The following is a 14,470-nucleotide window of genomic DNA, read 5'->3' as shown; positions in this document are numbered from 1 at the left end:
GTCGCTGATGACGGCCCCTCGATACTATGCTTTACTCCGGGCAGAGGATGACGGGGAGGGTGCGTGCGATACGCAGGAGGCAGGTTGGCGGCCGTGTTGTGCGCGGCGAGCATGGCGGCGGCGGCGGCGTTCGGCCAGACCGGTTCCGTTGCGTCGCGCGTGGTGCCCGGATCAAACCCCATCATCCGCGACAAGTTTACCGCCGACCCCGCGCCGCTGGTCGTGGGGGACCGACTGTATCTGTATGTCGGACATGACCAGGCGGAGCGTGACGAGATGTTCAACATGCGCGAATGGCTGGTCTATTCGACGACCGACATGCGGCACTGGCAGGATCATGGGCCGATCATGAAGGTGGCCGATTTCCGCTGGGCCAAGGCGGATGCCTGGGCGGCGCAGACGATCGCGAAGAACGGCAAATACTGGTTCTATGCCGCGGTGGAGCATGACGCGACGCATCCGGGGAAAGCGATCGCGGTGGCGGTGGCGGACACGCCGACCGGGCCGTTCGTCGATGCGAAGGGTTCCGCGCTGGTCACCAACCAGATGACGCCGAAGGGCACGCACAGCTGGGAGGATATCGACCCGACCGTCTACACCGACGAGGCGGGCACGACCTGGATCGCGTGGGGGAACCGGCAGGCGTATATCGCCAAGCTGAAGCCCAACATGATCGAGATCGACGGGCCGATCACCGAGATCACCCCGCCACATTTCGAGGAGGGGCCGTGGCTGCACAAGCGTGGCGCGCTCTGGTACCTCACCTATGCCTCGCTCGACCGGTCGAAGCACCGCGACGAGCGCGTGTCCTACGCGACCGCGGCGAGCCCGCGCGGGCCGTGGACGTATCGCGGCGAACTGACCGGATCGGGCAAGTACAGCTTCACCATCCATCCCGGCATCGTGGACTATAAGGGCAAGTCCTATCTGTTCCTACACAATGCGACGCTGGCGATCGGCGACATGAGCGGGGCGATCGGTCGGCGCGCGGTGACGGTGGAGCGGCTGCACTATAATCCGGACGGGACGATGCGGCCGGTGGTGCAGACCGATGCGGGCGTGACGGCGCCGTAAGAGCGGTTCGACCAACGACAACAAAAACGGGAGAGAGACGATGATGACGACGAGCAAGACGAGGGTAGGGCGTGCATGGTTGCGGCCGGCGATGATGGCGCTGGCGGCGACGTGTATTGCGGCGGGGCCCGCGCAGGCGCAGGCGCCCAGCGACAAGATGGTGCCGATCGCGATCCCGGCGCAGCCCGATGCGATCACGCTGAACACGGGTCCGCTGCCCGGCGCGAAGGCGCAGGAATCGTGGCACAGCCAGTACAATAGCGTGTTCGCGCGCAACGTGACGACCGCGACGCTGACGCCGTTCCTGCCCGATCCGGCGAAGGCGACCGGGGCGGCGGTGATCGTGGCGCCGGGCGGCGGGTTCCGCACGCTGTCGATGGAGAATGAGGGCTGGGATGTCGCGCGCGCGCTGGCGGCGCAGGGGGTCGCGGCGTTCGTGCTCAAGTATCGGCTGAACCAGACGCCGGCCGACATGCCGGGGTTCGAGAAGTCGATGAGCGCGATGTTCTCCGCCGTCGCGCGGCCAGCGCGGCCGACACCGGAGGCGCAGATCGCCGGGATCGCGCCGCAGATCGCCGATTCGCGGGCGGCGTTCGCACTGGTGCGGTCGCGCGCCGCGGGGTGGAAGATCGATCCGGACCGGATCGGGATGGTCGGCTTCTCGGCGGGCGCGATGCTGACGCTGGCGACCGAGCTTGCGGGGCAGGATGCGAAGCCGGCATTCATGGGGCTGATCTACGGCCCGCTGGCCGCGGTGAAGGTGCCGGCCGGTGCGCCGCCGCTGTTCGTGGCGCTGGCGGCGGACGATCCGTTCTTCGCCAATGGCGGGTTCGGGCTGATCGAAAGCTGGACCGCGGCGAAGCGGCCGGTGGAGTTCCACCTGTATGAGCAGGGTGGCCACGGGTTCGGGATGTACCAGAAGGCGACGACCAGCACCGGATGGTTCGGCGATTTCTCGCGCTGGCTGGGGATGCACGGCTATCTGAAGCCGAAGGCGGCGTAACGGGCAAAGTGGGGCGGACGCGATTGCATCCGCCCCTTCTGCGTCAGGCCTTCTTGCGGGCCCGCTTCGGTGCGGCGGCGGCCACCGTGTCCTCTTCCTCGTCGGGCTGATCTTCGCCCGCTTCGGTCAGTGCTTCGCCAAGTGCCTTCAGCTTCTCCTGCGAACCATCGGCCTTGTCGGCGATCTTCGTCGTGGCGACGCCGAGACGGTGGATCAGCGCGTGGACACGGTCCGCGTCGGGCTCGTCACGCTCGAGCTGCTTGCGCAGCGAACCGAGGTCGCGAAGGATGCCCTTTGCGCCGACGGTATCGATTTCGGCCAGCGCGGCTTCCCAATCCTCGAGCATCGTCGCGCCCTTGGCGGGCTTCGTGCCGTCGAGGCCGCGGTTGATCGCGTTCATCGTTCCTGCAAACTTCACAGCCATGGTGTTCGTCCTTTCAGGCGCCGGTTAGGTCGGCGATCTGGAACGTCGGACATGGCGGAAAGCGCCGGGTCTTGATCAGGATCAAGACGATTGCTGGGGGCGACAGGTTGCAGACATGACTGTCCCCGGCGTGGGTCGGGGCCAGACGCTGGGTTGCGTCTAGGCCCCGGCCTGCGCCGGGGAACGGTTCTGGTTGAGTCTGTTCTTTGGGGACGCCGTCCTGTTCAGGCGGCGTCCCCCGTCAGGTCAGACGCGGCGGCGGCGGGTGGCGGCGATGGCACCGGCCCCTGCAGCAGCGGCACCGACCAGCAATGCGAACACGACCATGAACGAGGTACCGGCAGCGGCCCCTGCGGCCTTGTCCGCGGTCGACTTGGCGGTGGCGATCGCCTGGTTCTTCGTCTGGACGAACTGCGCCTTGGCGCGGCTCACCTGGGCCTGGGCCTCCGGACGGCTGATCTTGCGCTGGGCGGCGACGATGTCGACGATCCGGCCTTCGGCCTGCGCGCCTTCCTCACCACCGCGGGCGAGTGCCGGCAGTTCCTTGGCGATTTCCTTCTGTGCCTGCTCCGGCGTCATCAGGGCCGGGTCGGACGGAGCGTCGGACAGATACTGCGACGCTTCGGCACGCACGTCGGTGACGTCGATGTCGGCGACGTTGGCGACCTTCGGCGCGGCGGCGCTGATGCCGGTGCCGGCGGCCGATGCGACCGAACCGACGGTGCGGAATGCGCCGCCGATGATGCCGCCGACCGCGGAGGTCAGCAGGTAGAGCGTCAGGATCAACGTGACGCCCCAGACGACGAGGCCGTGGGCGAGGCCGTCGAAGCGGTCACGCACCCCGGCCAGGCCGGCCGCGGCATAGCCGCCGACGCCGAGGGCCAAGATCGTGGTGATGAGCCAGTAGAGCCCGGCACCGATGCCGAAGCCGGCGGCGCCGGGGGTCGTGCCCTCGACCGGATCGACGAGCGTCAGGCCGATGCCGGTGCCGAGGATGCCGAGCACGAGCTGGACCGCGATGGCCAGCACGACGCCGGCAAAGATGGCGCCCCACGAAAAGCGGGTAGGCGATTTGGGCAGACGTGCTTCGTGGACCGGCGCGAAGCCGGGTTCGGTGGTGATGCTCATGATGTTCTCCTGTTGAATAAGATTCGACGGACGGGGCCCGGCAGTGTCAGCCGGCGTCGTCCGGTTCGGTGGGGTGTTTCGATGCGGCCTGCCGCGCGCCCGCCTTGCGTTCGCGGTTGCCATGCTCCTCGACCACGGCATCGCCGATGATCTTGCCGATCGCTTCCTTGACGGAACCCTTGGCCTCGCGGGCGCGACCCTCCTCCTTGTCCGCCGGGGTGGCGGGGGGAGTATCCTTTGCGCGGGTCATGCCGCGGTCTGCCGCTGGGCCGGTGCGGCGGCACGCTGGGCGAGCAGCGAATCGCCGTCGAACCCGCGGGCGCGCGCCCAGGCGGCGGCGGCATTCCGCCGATTCACGCCGATCTTGGAATAGATCCGCGCGACATGGTTGCGGACGGTGTTGCCCGACACGCCGAGCGTGCGCGCGATCGACTTGTCGTCCAGCCCGCGGCAGATGAGCGCCAGCACCTCGCGTTCGCGCGGCGTCAGTTCATCCAGCCCGACGCCGGTCGGTTCGCTCTGCGGCGCGCGGATGCGGGCGAGCTTCTCCATGATCGAGCGGCTGAGCCAGCTCGTATCCTTCATGACCGCGTCGATCGCGCTCACCAGTTCGCGCTCCGACGCCTTGCGCGTGCTGATGTCACGCATCGCCCACAGGACGCAGGCGTCGTTGCCGAGCTGGATCGGTTCGGTCGACACGATGCAGTCGATGATGTCGCCATCTTTGGGCCGCACGCGCACCTCGCGGTCGCGGATCGCGCGGCCGGCGCTGATGTCCGCCTCGATCGCATGGCGGATCGCGGGCGTTTCCCACAGGTCGACATGGCCGAGCGACCCGTCGACGATCTCGGCCGGGGTGTAGCCGGTCAAGCTGGTGAAGGCCTCGTTCACGTCGCAGAGCCGTTGACCGTCGAGCGTGCCGATCGCCAGCGCGACGGGGGCGAGCGAGAAGGTGCGCGTGAAGCGTTCCTCGCTATGGCGCAGCTCGGCCTCCGCCTTGCGGCGCGGTTCGAGGTCCGCGAAGGTGAACAGCATGCAGGGTTCTTCGGCGATCTCGATCGGTTGGCCCGCAACGATGACCAGTCGCGTGGTCCCGTCGGGGCGATCGAGTTCGGCCTCCATCTGCGGCACCGTCCGCCCCTCGGCCAGCGCACGCTTGCCGATGTCGCGCTTGTCGCCGTTCGCCAGGACATCGATGTCGTAAACGGTGGATGACAGCACCGTGTCACGGTCGTGACCGGTCATGTCGACGAACCCCTGGTTGACCCGCACGTAACGCAGATCGCGCAGGCGGCAGATCACCGCGGGGGCGGGATTAGCGTTAAATGACTGGTCGAACCGGTCCTCCGCTTCGTAGCGGGCGGACACGTCCTGGATGATCATCACCAGGCATTCCGGTTCGTCCGCATCGTTGGTCAGCACCAGGCTGCGCACCTGATGGACCCAGCGCGGGTCCTTTTCGCCGGCGACGGCCACCTCGACCACGACTTCCGAGAACGCTTCGCCCGAGACGACCCGTTCGATGGGGTAGTCCGCGCGGTCGAGCCGGTGGTTGTTGCGGTAGCGAAGCTGGAACCGGCGGCGATAATCATCGACGTTCGCGCCGAGATCCTCGACCGCGGTGACGCCGTGCATGCCGAGCGCAGCCTCGTTCGCCCACAGGATCGACTGATCCGGATCGACGAGGATCACGCCTTCGTCGAGCCCGGCGATGATCTGGCGAAGATGACGCAGATCGGCAGAGTCACGAAGCGACTTGAGGACGGGGGCCGTGCTCACCGGATCAGTCGTGCCGACCATGGAGCAGCCAGGCGAGGCCGTAACCGATCGCCGCGGCACCGAGCGCCCAGAGGAACGGTGCGTCTTCGGCCGATGCCTGGGCCGCACGCGCACCGCGGCGGGTGAGGTCACCCGCACGGTCGGCCGCATCGCGTGCCTCGTCGCCGATCCGCGCCGCAAGATCGGGCGCGCCGTCGACGGCATCCTCGATCGCCGACTTGGCACGGCCGTACAGGTTCTGGGCGCCGCCGGCGACCTGGTCGACAAGACCATCGGTCTGGAGGTGGCGGCTGCCGACGGCGTCGCCGACCGCGTTCTCGACCTTGCCGCCGAGGTAGCGGGCGCCGCCCTGGAATTCGTCCTTGTTCATGTCATTCGTCTTTCGTTCGAATTGGTTCTGGCGCGTGTCAGCCGACGACGTTGCAGCCGGCCGCCGCCTTGCCGACCTCCACCACGATCTCGGGATCGCGCAGTTCGGTCGCCACGCGGACGAGGTCCGACGGGGTCAGCACGCCCGGGGTGGTGTCACCCTGCTTGTAGGCAGCCGCCGCCTTGCCGAGCCGCTGGAGCTGACCGAGCGACAGGTTGGATTGCAGCCGCTGCCCGACGCAGTCCGCGCGGGCGGTATCGAGACCGTAGCGCTGGAGCCCCGTGGAGATGCGCGTGGCGGGCGCTGCGCATCCGGCCAGCGCCGCGAGTGCGGCCAGGGGTGCGGCGAGACCGATGATGCGCTTCATGTGGATGCTCCCAAAATGCTTTCGATCACGAAACGAGGATCGATCGGGGAGCATAAAGCCTGTCTCCGCTGCAATGTTCCTGGTATTTATGTGGTCGTTTATAGGTCAAACGTACTAGTTCGGGACTGAATGCGAGCAGCGTACAAACGCGAAAACTTTTCGTGCAATGCTCGCGTACTATCCTCTCGCGCTTCGCTCGCGCGATCTCGGTGCCATGCGGCACGTTGCTCCAGATATGCGGTTTCATCCTGGCCGTCGTCTTCGGTACCGGTGTCGTGACCTTCGTCTGTCAGCATGACAGTCTCTCCTTGATATCATTCAGGATATAGACAGGTCGATCACCGGGCGCATGATCCGCAAGCACCATGACTGCTGGTAGATTTGGCGTGCTTCGCGCGGTGGTCGGCCGGGGAGCGGACTGTCGACGGTGCCTTGCCGATCGGGGATGCGATCCCACATACCGCGTCTGCTGCACCGCAACATCGAAGTGATTCCCATGGCCGAACATACTGCTCCGCACCGCTATCCCGTCGGTCTGGTCCATTTTGCGCTGGCGCTGGGCGGCTTCGCGATCGGCACGACCGAGTTCGCGACGATGAGCCTGCTGCCGATCTTCGCCAAAGGACTGAACATCGATGCGCCGACCGCGGGGCATGTGATCAGTGCCTATGCGCTGGGCGTGGTGGTGGGGGCACCGCTGCTGGCGGTGGCGGCGGCGCGGTTCGACCGGCGGATCGTGCTGGTCGTGTTGATGGCGCTGTTCGCCGCGGGCAACGCGCTCAGCGCGCTGGCGCCGAATTTCCATAGCCTGCTGCTGTTCCGGTTTCTGGCCGGGTTGCCGCACGGCGCCTATTTCGGGATCGCGTCGCTGGTCGCGGCGTCGCTCGTCCCTGCGGACAAGCGGACGCAGGCGGTCGGCCGGATCATGCTGGGGCTGACGGTGGCGACCATCGTCGGCGTGCCGTTCGCGAACTGGCTGGGGCAGGCGCTCGGCTGGCGCTGGGGGTTCGGGGTGGTCGCGGTGCTGGCGCTGGCGACGGTGGCGATGGTGCTGGCGTTCGTGCCGCGTCAGCCGGCCGACCCGGAGGCGAGCCCGATGGGCGAGTTGCAGGCGCTGAAGCGTGGCCGGGTCTGGCTGACGCTGGCGACCGGGGCGATCGGGTTCGGCGGGCTGTTCGCGGTCTACACCTATCTCGCCTCCACGCTGACCGAGGTGACCGGTGCGTCGGCGACGATGATCCCGGTGGTGTTGGCGGTGTTCGGCGTGGGCATGACGGTCGGCAATCTGGTGATCCCGCGCTTTGCGGACCGGGCGCTGATGCCGACTGCGGGACTGTTGCTGCTGTGGAGCGCGGCAGCTTTGGCGCTTTATACAGTGTCGACCGGGCATCTCTGGTCGATCCTCATCGCGGTGTTCGCGGTCGGGCTGGGCGGGGCGCTGGGCACCGTGTTGCAGACCCGGTTGATGGACGTCGCGCAGGAGGCGCAGGGGCTGGCTGCGGCGCTGAACCATAGTGCGTTCAATACCGCCAACGCGCTGGGGCCGTGGCTGGGCGGGATGGCGATCGCGGCCGGCTATGGCTGGACGTCGACCGGCTGGGTCGGTGCGGCGCTGGCGCTGGGCGGGTTCCTGTTCTGGGCGATATCGGTCGTGACGTCGGACGGGCCGGTGTTGCGGCCGGCGGTGGCGCACTGAGCCGAAACCGGCCAGAGGGGCGCGACCCCGAACCAGCAGGTTAGCCCAAGCGATGCCCAGTCTCCCCTCCCGTTTCCGCCGGCTCGACGGGATCCTCGCCGACCTGCCGATGGACGACCCGATGCTGCTGAGCGAGCTGGACGGGTATCTGACCGCGATCGCGCTGTGCCCCGCGCCGCCGCCGCCTGCGCTGTGGATGCCGCCGATCTGGGACGGTGCGGCGGGCGAGGCGGTGCCGTTCGACGATGCTACCGACGCGCGGCTGTTCGGCGAGATGGTGATGGCGCGGTACCGCGAGATCCAGCGCGACCTGGACCGCGCCAAGCTGCAGCCGATCTTCGACATCGACGAGCGTAACGGCGAGGTGATGTGGGAGATCTGGATCGACGGGTTCGCATTCGGGATGGAGCAGCAGCCGGAGCGCTGGGACGGCGCGGCGGGTGACGACGGTGCGGCGGTGGCGGAGCTGCGTACGCTCATCGATGTGGCGCGCGATGCGAGCGACCTGGACGGGGAGGCGATCAACGCGCTGTGCGATGTGGCGCCCGTGCGGATCGTGGAGTTGCTCGGGCGGTTGCACGGGGCGCCGTCCGCCGTTGTTGCGGAGGTGCCGGCGGCGAAGGTCGGGCGCAACGATCCGTGCCCGTGCGGATCGGGGCGGAAGTCCAAGAAATGCTGCGCCGTCGGGTGAGGGTTAGAGCGCGATCCGCCAGAAGCGGGTCGGGGCGCCCTCCACGCCGAAGTCGTTGTCGTTGACGAGCAGGATCGTGCGGTCGTCGAGGAGCGCGATCCCTTCGATGTCCGCGCCGATCTCCGGATGGTCGTCGGTGGAGAACAGCAGCGTCTTGGCCAGGACTGGCAGGTCGAGTGCGTCGTCGGCGCTGAGTTGTTCTAGCGTCGGCGTCGTGGTGGGATCGCTCCAGCTCGGGTCGAGGATCGAGGCCTCGTCCAGGCTCACTGCGTAGAGTTTCGCGGAGGCGGAGACGCGTTCGAGGACGATCAGGCGGCCGTCGTTCGTGAGTGTCAGGTCGCAGAGCTTCACGTCGGCGCGGTCGACGTCGCCCTGCGCGCGGTCGCGGTCGAAGCTGCGCGGGCGGTCGAGCGGGTAGAGCCGTTCGGCGAGCAGCGCGCCGCTGGTGGCGTCGAGCGTCCAGAGCCGAACGTGCCGCGCGTGGCGGCCGGCGTCCTCGTCCGGGTGGGCGAGCGGGCTCTGGAACGCGACGTGGAGCCGCGTGCCGTCGGGCGAAAGCGCGAGCCCCTCGAACCCGCGGTTGAGCCGGCGGCGTGCGGCAAGCGCGGGCAGCGCGCCGACGATCGGGTAGCCCGCGCCGGCGAACAGCGCTTCCGTGCCGGCCGGGACCCAGCGCGTCAGGACGGTGCCGTCCGCGTCGAGGCGGAGGAGCGAGGGGCCATATTCCTCGCCCACCCAGAAGCCGCCGCCGGGGGTGATCGCGATGCTTTCGGTGTCGGCACCGCCGGGGTCGGGCGGCAGGATGCGGCCGTCGGGGTCGATCGCCGGTTCGGCGGCGCGCGCATCGGTGCCGGCGGGTGGCAGGCCGGACAGGGTGCGGCCGTCCGCGGCGCGGAGCGGAAGCGTGCGGCGGACGGTGACCTTGTGATCGCCGACGTGCAGCTCGGTGATCGCCGGGCCGATTTCGGGGCAGGGCATCAGCTTGGCACCGGGCGTGTCGGCGTGCGCGCCGAGGTCCATACCGTAGCGATCGATCGCGAGCGGCATCTTCAGGTTCGGGCCGCGATCGCCGATCGCCCAGACGCGGCCGGGCGGGTCGCCGGCGCGGCGGGTGAGGCCGGAGCCGAGCCCGCGGGTGACGCGCAGCGTGCCGTTCGGCAGGTCGAGCGTGGCGAGCGTTTCGTCGGTGTAAGCGAGTTCGGTGACTTTGGCGTGCGACATGCCGGGTCGGTAGCATGGCCGTCGCGTGGCGCAAACGGCGCCCAGGGTGGACGATTTGCCCCGCGATTGATCGGCATGGCGCGGCGCACCATCTGCTGTCGACAACGACCCTGACAGGATCAGCATGACCGACGACCGCACGAGCAAGGGACGATCCGTACCGAGCGGGAGGCTGGCGCGGCTCGGCATTTTTGGGCGGATGGCCGGCGGCGTCGCGGGCAATGTGGTGGCCGAGGGGGCGCGGCGGCTGGCCAATGGCGAGCGGCCGAAGATAAACGACCTGCTGCTGACGCCGGCCAATGCGATGAAGGTCGCCGACCAGCTGTCGCACCTGCGCGGGGCGGCGATGAAGCTGGGGCAGATGGTGTCGATGGACTCCGGCGACATGCTGCCGCCCGAACTGTCCGCGATCCTGGCGAAGCTGCGCGACGGGGCACATCATATGCCGCCGGAACAGCTCGACCGCGTACTGATCGCCGAATGGGGCAAGGACTGGCGGCGGAAGTTCGCGCATTTCCAGGCGCATCCGATCGCGGCGGCGTCGATCGGGCAGGTCCACAAGGCGCGGATGCGCGACGGCCGGACGCTGGCGATCAAGGTGCAGTATCCGGGCGTGAAGGACAGTATCGACGCGGATGTCGACAATGTCGCGACGCTGCTCCGCGTGTCGGGGATGCTGCCGCGCGAACTGGATATCGCCGGGTTGCTGGGTGAGGCGAAGCGCCAGCTGCACGAGGAGGCGGACTATATCCGCGAGGGGGCGATGCTGGCGCGGTATCGCGATCTGGTCGGCGCTGCGCCGGGGCTGGTGGTGCCGGCGCTGGTGCCGGAGCTGACCACGCCGCGCGTGCTGGCGATGGATTTCGTCGAGGGCGTCGCCGTCGAGACGCTGGAGACTGCATCGCAGGAGGTGCGCGACCAGGCGATGCAGGCGCTGATCGGGCTGGTGCTGCGCGAGCTACTGGAATGGGGGTTGATGCAGACCGACCCCAATTTCGCGAACTATCGCTGGCAGGCGGATGCAGCCACGGGCGGGGGGCGCCTGGTGCTGCTCGATTTCGGGGCGGCGCGGGCGGTGCCGGCGGATGTCGCGGCGGGGTATCGCCGGCTGTTGCAGGCCGGGCTGTCCGGGGACCGCGATGCGGTGCGCGAGGCGGCGCTGTCGGTTGGTTTCCTGGGCGAGGCGATCGTCGCGCGGCACCGGGCGACGATCGATTCGATGATCGACGTGGTGCTGGCGGAGCTGAACCGGCCGGGGCCGTTCGACTTTGGCGACCGGGCGTTCGTGGGCGCGCTGCGCGATCAGGGGATCGAGATGGTCCGTGATCGAGAGAGCTGGCATCTGCCGTCGATCGACACGCTGTTCGTGCAGCGCAAGATCAGCGGGACGGCGTTGCTGGCGGCGCGGCTGAAGGCGCGGGTCGATGTGAGGGCGATGGTGATGGCGCAAGTGGCGGGCGGGGATCAGCCGCCCGGTACGGTTGCCGCGTCGAGATAGCGGACGATCCATTTCGGATAGCCTTCCGGCGCCATCACGATGTCGGGCACCGCGACCGGATCGCTGCCGGTTTCGACCCAGCCATAGCCGTGGCAATGATCGCAGAGTTCGCGGATGCAGCGGAAGGTGACGAGGTCGATCTGCGCGTTCCATTGTCCGTGGCCGCGGCAGATCGGGCAGCGGGCGTCGAGTGCGCCGTTGCGCGGTTGGAGCGGGACATTGTCGAGCGCGTGGGGCGCATCGGGGCCGGCACAAAGGACGATGTTGCTGGCGTGCGCCATTAAGGTCTCCTGCGTTCGGCACCGGGAACGCGGCGCGGTATGCGCTGTTCCTGTCCTGCGCGCTGGAATAGCGCAACCGCATTTCCGGCAGCAGAAGGATGAGCCGCATGTTCGAGATGCCCGCGATCGCGTCGCCGGAATGGCGATCCGCGCTGGGTGCGGTGGCCGAGCCGGCGGCAATGGCGGACCTGCGCGCGTTCCTCTCCGATGAGGTCGCGGCGGGGCTGACGGTGTTTCCGGCGGCGCCCGACCTGTTCCGCGCGCTGGACCTGACCCCGCCGAGCGCGGTGCGCGTCGTGATCCTGGGGCAGGACCCGTATCATGGGGCGGGGCAGGCGCACGGCCTGTCGTTCAGCGTGCGGCCGGGGGTGCGACTGCCGCCGTCGCTGCGCAACGTCTATACCGAATTGCGCGACGACCTGGGGGTCGTGCCGGCGACGCATGGCTATCTGGAGGCCTGGGCGCGGCAGGGGGTGTTGCTGCTGAATACGGTGCTGACCGTAGTCGAGGGGCAGGCGGGCGCGCACCGGCGGCGTGGGTGGGAGGCGTTTACGGACGCGGTGATCGCGGCCGTGGATCGCGGGCCGCCGGCGGTGTTCATGCTGTGGGGGAAGCCGGCGCAGGCGAAGGCGGCGCTGGTCGACGAGGAACGGCATCTGGTGATCCGGTCGGCGCATCCGTCGGGACTATCGGCCTATCGCGGCTTCTTCGGCAGCCGTCCGTTTTCGCAGGCCAATGCGTTTCTGACCGCGCGGGGGCGGGGCGAGATCGACTGGGCCTTGCCGCCCGTGGGCGATGCGGCGGCGGGGGTTTCGGTCCGCGGTGGCGGCGTATAGGGCGGATGGTCATGAAGAAGATGATGCACCGCACGATCCTGGGTCTGGCCGCGATGCTGCTGGCGGCGGTGCAGGCCCCCGCTATGGCCAAGCCGCCGCTGGTGCTGGCCGCGGCCAGTTTGCAGGAGTCGCTGTCCGCCGCGGCCAATGCGTGGGCAGCGCGGCGACACGAGCGGCCGGTGCTGTCGTTCGCGGCCTCGTCGGCGCTGGCGCGGCAGGTGGAGGCGGGGGTGCCGGCCGACCTGTTCGTGTCGGCGGACGAGGCGTGGATGGACGATGTGCAGCGCAAGGGGATGGTCCGGGCCGGCACGCGCGTGTCGTTCCTGCGTAACCAGCTGGTGCTGATCGCACCCGCCGGGCGGGGGGCCAGGATGACCATTGGGCGCGGGTTCCCGCTGGCGCGTGCGCTGGGCAACGGGCGGCTGGCGATGGCGGACCCGGATGCGGTGCCGGCCGGGCGGTACGGGAAGGCGGCGCTGACCGCGCTCGGCGTGTGGCCGGCGGTGGCGGGCCGTGTGGTGCGAGCTGAAAGCGTGCGCGCGGCGCTGGCTCTGGTCGCGCGCGGCGAGGCGCCGTACGGGATCGTCTATGCCACCGATGCGCGGGCCGAGCGCGGCGTGCGCGTGGTCGGGACGTTCCCGGTGGGGAGCCATCCGGCGATCACTTATCCGGTCGCGTTGCTGAAGGGTGGCAGTGCGGAGGCTGAAAGGTTCCGCCGGTTCCTGATCTCGCCCGCGGGCAAGGCGATCTTCCGGCGATACGGGTTCGGCACGCGGTGATCGTGCGATGCTGACGCCTGAGGAATGGGCGATCGTTGCACTGTCGTTGCGCGTCAGTGGCGTGGCGATGGCGGTGACGTTGCCGGTTGCGTTCGGGCTGGCGTATCTGCTGTCACGTGGGCGGTTTCCGGGGCGGTCGCTGGTCGATGCGGTAGTGCACCTGCCGCTGGTCCTGCCGCCGGTCGTCACCGGGTGGCTGCTGCTGCTTGCGTTCGGGCGGAACGGGCCGGTCGGCGGCTGGCTGGAGGCGGCGTTCGGGGTGTCGGTGATCTTCCGCTGGACGGGGGCGGCGATCGCAGCGGGGATCATGGCGTTGCCGCTGATGGTGCGTGCGATCCGGTTGTCGATCGACGCGGTCGACCGGCGGCTGGAGGGTGCGGCGCGGACGCTGGGCGCCGGGCCGTGGCGGACCTTTGCGACGATCACGTTGCCGCTGTGCCTGCCGGGCGTGCTGGCGGGGCTGGTGCTAGGCTTCGCCCGGTCGATCGGGGAATTTGGCGCCACGATCACATTTGTATCGAACATCCCGGGCGAGACCCGGACGTTGCCGATCGCGATCTACAGCGCGTTGCAGATCCCGGGGAATGACGATGCGGTCTGGCGGCTGGCCGGGCTGTCGGTCGCGCTGTCGCTGGCGGCTTTGGTTGTGTCCGAATGGCTGGCGCGGCGTGGGCAGGACGATCGGGCCGGCCATGTCCTTTGACATCGCGCTGCGCCGGCGGCTGGGCGCGCGCGACATCGCGCTGACGTTCAAGGCGGACGACGGGCTGACGGTGCTGTTCGGGCCGTCGGGGGCGGGCAAGACGTCGGTGCTGAACATGGTGGCCGGGTTGCTGACGCCCGATGCCGGGCATGTGCGGGTGGGCGGCGCGACATTGTTCGATGCGGCGGCGCGGGTGGACGTGGCGCCGGAGCGGCGGCGGATCGGCTATGTGTTCCAGGACGGGCGGCTGTTCCCGCATCTGCGTGTGCGGGCGAACCTGCTGTACGGCTGGCGGCTGGCGGCGGAGGCGGACCGCTGGATCGGGCTGGACGAGGTGGTGGCGTTTCTCGGGCTCGGGGAGCTGCTCGATCGCTGGCCGCGGTCGCTTTCGGGGGGCGAGGCGCAGCGCGTCGCGATCGGGCGGGCGCTGCTGTCGGGCGCGCGGACGTTGTTGATGGACGAGCCGCTGGCCTCGCTCGATGCGTCGCGGCGCGGGGAGATCATCGCGGTGATCGAGCGGGTGCGCGACGATCTAAAGCTGCCGATCCTCTACGTGACGCATGATCCTGCCGAGGCAGAGCGGCTGGGGACGCAGCTGGTCGCGATGGGGTAGGGGGGAG

The 14,470-nt window shown here is 69.1% G+C and carries 17 protein-coding genes; 9 read left to right on the top strand and 8 right to left on the bottom strand.

Going from position 1 to position 14,470, the window contains the following annotated elements; all coding sequences use genetic code 11:
- The first annotated feature begins 93 nt into the window (after nucleotides 1–93).
- Both IEX50_RS13150 and IEX50_RS13145 read left to right on the top strand, forming a co-directional pair.
- Nucleotides 94–1,074, top strand: coding sequence for a glycoside hydrolase family 43 protein (locus tag IEX50_RS13150; protein ID WP_229674042.1), 981 nt, complete (start codon nucleotides 94–96; stop codon nucleotides 1,072–1,074).
- Between the two features lie 91 nt (nucleotides 1,075–1,165).
- Complete coding sequence (locus tag IEX50_RS13145; protein ID WP_373285321.1) at nucleotides 1,166–2,077, top strand: alpha/beta hydrolase; 912 nt, start codon at nucleotides 1,166–1,168, stop codon at nucleotides 2,075–2,077.
- A 43-nt stretch (nucleotides 2,078–2,120) separates the two neighbouring features.
- Here the strand turns inward: IEX50_RS13145 and IEX50_RS13140 are convergent, their stop codons facing one another.
- The 6 genes from IEX50_RS13140 to IEX50_RS13115 form a co-directional block, all read right to left on the bottom strand.
- The gene (locus IEX50_RS13140) at nucleotides 2,121–2,501 is read right to left on the bottom strand and encodes a hypothetical protein (RefSeq protein ID WP_229673998.1); all 381 of its coding nucleotides are present in this window, start codon (nucleotides 2,499–2,501) and stop codon (nucleotides 2,121–2,123) included.
- Between the two features lie 246 nt (nucleotides 2,502–2,747).
- Nucleotides 2,748–3,629, bottom strand: a complete 882-nt coding sequence (locus IEX50_RS13135) for an ATP synthase subunit B family protein (protein WP_157176330.1) — start codon at nucleotides 3,627–3,629, stop codon at nucleotides 2,748–2,750.
- Nucleotides 3,630–3,675: 46 nt separating this feature from the next.
- The gene (locus tag IEX50_RS13130) at nucleotides 3,676–3,879 is read right to left on the bottom strand and encodes a CsbD family protein (RefSeq protein ID WP_157176331.1); all 204 of its coding nucleotides are present in this window, start codon (nucleotides 3,877–3,879) and stop codon (nucleotides 3,676–3,678) included.
- A complete protein-coding gene (locus IEX50_RS13125; RefSeq protein ID WP_229673996.1) occupies nucleotides 3,876–5,408 on the bottom strand; it encodes a PAS domain S-box protein in 1,533 nt (510 codons plus the stop codon). The genes IEX50_RS13130 and IEX50_RS13125 overlap by 4 nt, the downstream gene beginning before the upstream one ends.
- A gap of 4 nt (nucleotides 5,409–5,412) precedes the next feature.
- Entirely contained in the window at nucleotides 5,413–5,778 is a 366-nt protein-coding gene (locus IEX50_RS13120) for a CsbD family protein (RefSeq protein WP_157176333.1), read from the bottom strand.
- A 37-nt stretch (nucleotides 5,779–5,815) separates the two neighbouring features.
- A complete protein-coding gene (locus IEX50_RS13115) occupies nucleotides 5,816–6,145 on the bottom strand; it encodes a hypothetical protein (RefSeq protein WP_157176334.1) in 330 nt (109 codons plus the stop codon).
- A 496-nt stretch (nucleotides 6,146–6,641) separates the two neighbouring features.
- Between IEX50_RS13115 and IEX50_RS13110 the strand changes: the two genes are divergently transcribed.
- Both IEX50_RS13110 and IEX50_RS13105 read left to right on the top strand, forming a co-directional pair.
- Entirely contained in the window at nucleotides 6,642–7,841 is a 1,200-nt protein-coding gene (locus IEX50_RS13110) for an MFS transporter (protein WP_157176335.1), read from the top strand.
- Between the two features lie 52 nt (nucleotides 7,842–7,893).
- The gene (locus tag IEX50_RS13105; protein WP_157176336.1) at nucleotides 7,894–8,532 is read left to right on the top strand and encodes a YecA/YgfB family protein; all 639 of its coding nucleotides are present in this window, start codon (nucleotides 7,894–7,896) and stop codon (nucleotides 8,530–8,532) included.
- A gap of 3 nt (nucleotides 8,533–8,535) precedes the next feature.
- On the opposite strand, the gene IEX50_RS13100 is transcribed toward IEX50_RS13105, so the two are convergent.
- Nucleotides 8,536–9,753 carry an esterase-like activity of phytase family protein gene (locus tag IEX50_RS13100; protein ID WP_157176337.1) on the bottom strand — a complete coding sequence of 406 codons (1,218 nt, stop codon included), beginning with the start codon at nucleotides 9,751–9,753 and terminating at the stop codon, nucleotides 8,536–8,538.
- Between the two features lie 124 nt (nucleotides 9,754–9,877).
- On the opposite strand from IEX50_RS13100, the gene IEX50_RS13095 reads away from it, so the two are divergent.
- The gene (locus IEX50_RS13095; protein WP_157176338.1) at nucleotides 9,878–11,251 is read left to right on the top strand and encodes an ABC1 kinase family protein; all 1,374 of its coding nucleotides are present in this window, start codon (nucleotides 9,878–9,880) and stop codon (nucleotides 11,249–11,251) included.
- Here the strand turns inward: IEX50_RS13095 and IEX50_RS13090 are convergent.
- Nucleotides 11,218–11,532 (bottom strand): hypothetical protein, encoded by a 315-nt coding sequence (locus IEX50_RS13090; protein ID WP_157176339.1) that lies wholly within the window; start codon nucleotides 11,530–11,532, stop codon nucleotides 11,218–11,220. The genes IEX50_RS13095 and IEX50_RS13090 overlap by 34 nt on opposite strands.
- A 116-nt stretch (nucleotides 11,533–11,648) precedes the next feature.
- On the opposite strand from IEX50_RS13090, the gene ung reads away from it, so the two are divergent.
- From ung to IEX50_RS13070, 4 genes are read left to right on the top strand one after another with little or no spacing between them, the layout of a single operon-like run.
- Complete coding sequence (gene ung / locus IEX50_RS13085; RefSeq protein ID WP_157176520.1) at nucleotides 11,649–12,368, top strand: uracil-DNA glycosylase; 720 nt, start codon at nucleotides 11,649–11,651, stop codon at nucleotides 12,366–12,368.
- An 11-nt stretch (nucleotides 12,369–12,379) separates the two neighbouring features.
- Nucleotides 12,380–13,147: a molybdate ABC transporter substrate-binding protein gene (modA, locus tag IEX50_RS13080; RefSeq protein ID WP_157176340.1), complete on the top strand. Its 768-nt coding sequence runs from the start codon at nucleotides 12,380–12,382 to the stop codon at nucleotides 13,145–13,147.
- Between the two features lie 7 nt (nucleotides 13,148–13,154).
- Nucleotides 13,155–13,850, top strand: a complete 696-nt coding sequence (modB, locus tag IEX50_RS13075; protein ID WP_157176341.1) for a molybdate ABC transporter permease subunit — start codon at nucleotides 13,155–13,157, stop codon at nucleotides 13,848–13,850.
- On the top strand, nucleotides 13,840–14,463 hold the full coding sequence (locus IEX50_RS13070; RefSeq protein WP_157176342.1) for an ATP-binding cassette domain-containing protein: 624 nt from the start codon (nucleotides 13,840–13,842) through the stop codon (nucleotides 14,461–14,463). The genes modB and IEX50_RS13070 overlap by 11 nt, the downstream gene beginning before the upstream one ends.
- Nucleotides 14,464–14,470 lie beyond the last annotated feature (7 nt).

The organism is Sphingomonas prati (assembly GCF_014643515.1).
Lineage (GTDB): Bacteria > Pseudomonadota > Alphaproteobacteria > Sphingomonadales > Sphingomonadaceae > Sphingomonas_R > Sphingomonas_R prati.
Note: the sequence above shows the minus strand (reverse complement) of the source record. Positions and strands in the feature narration are given on the sequence as shown.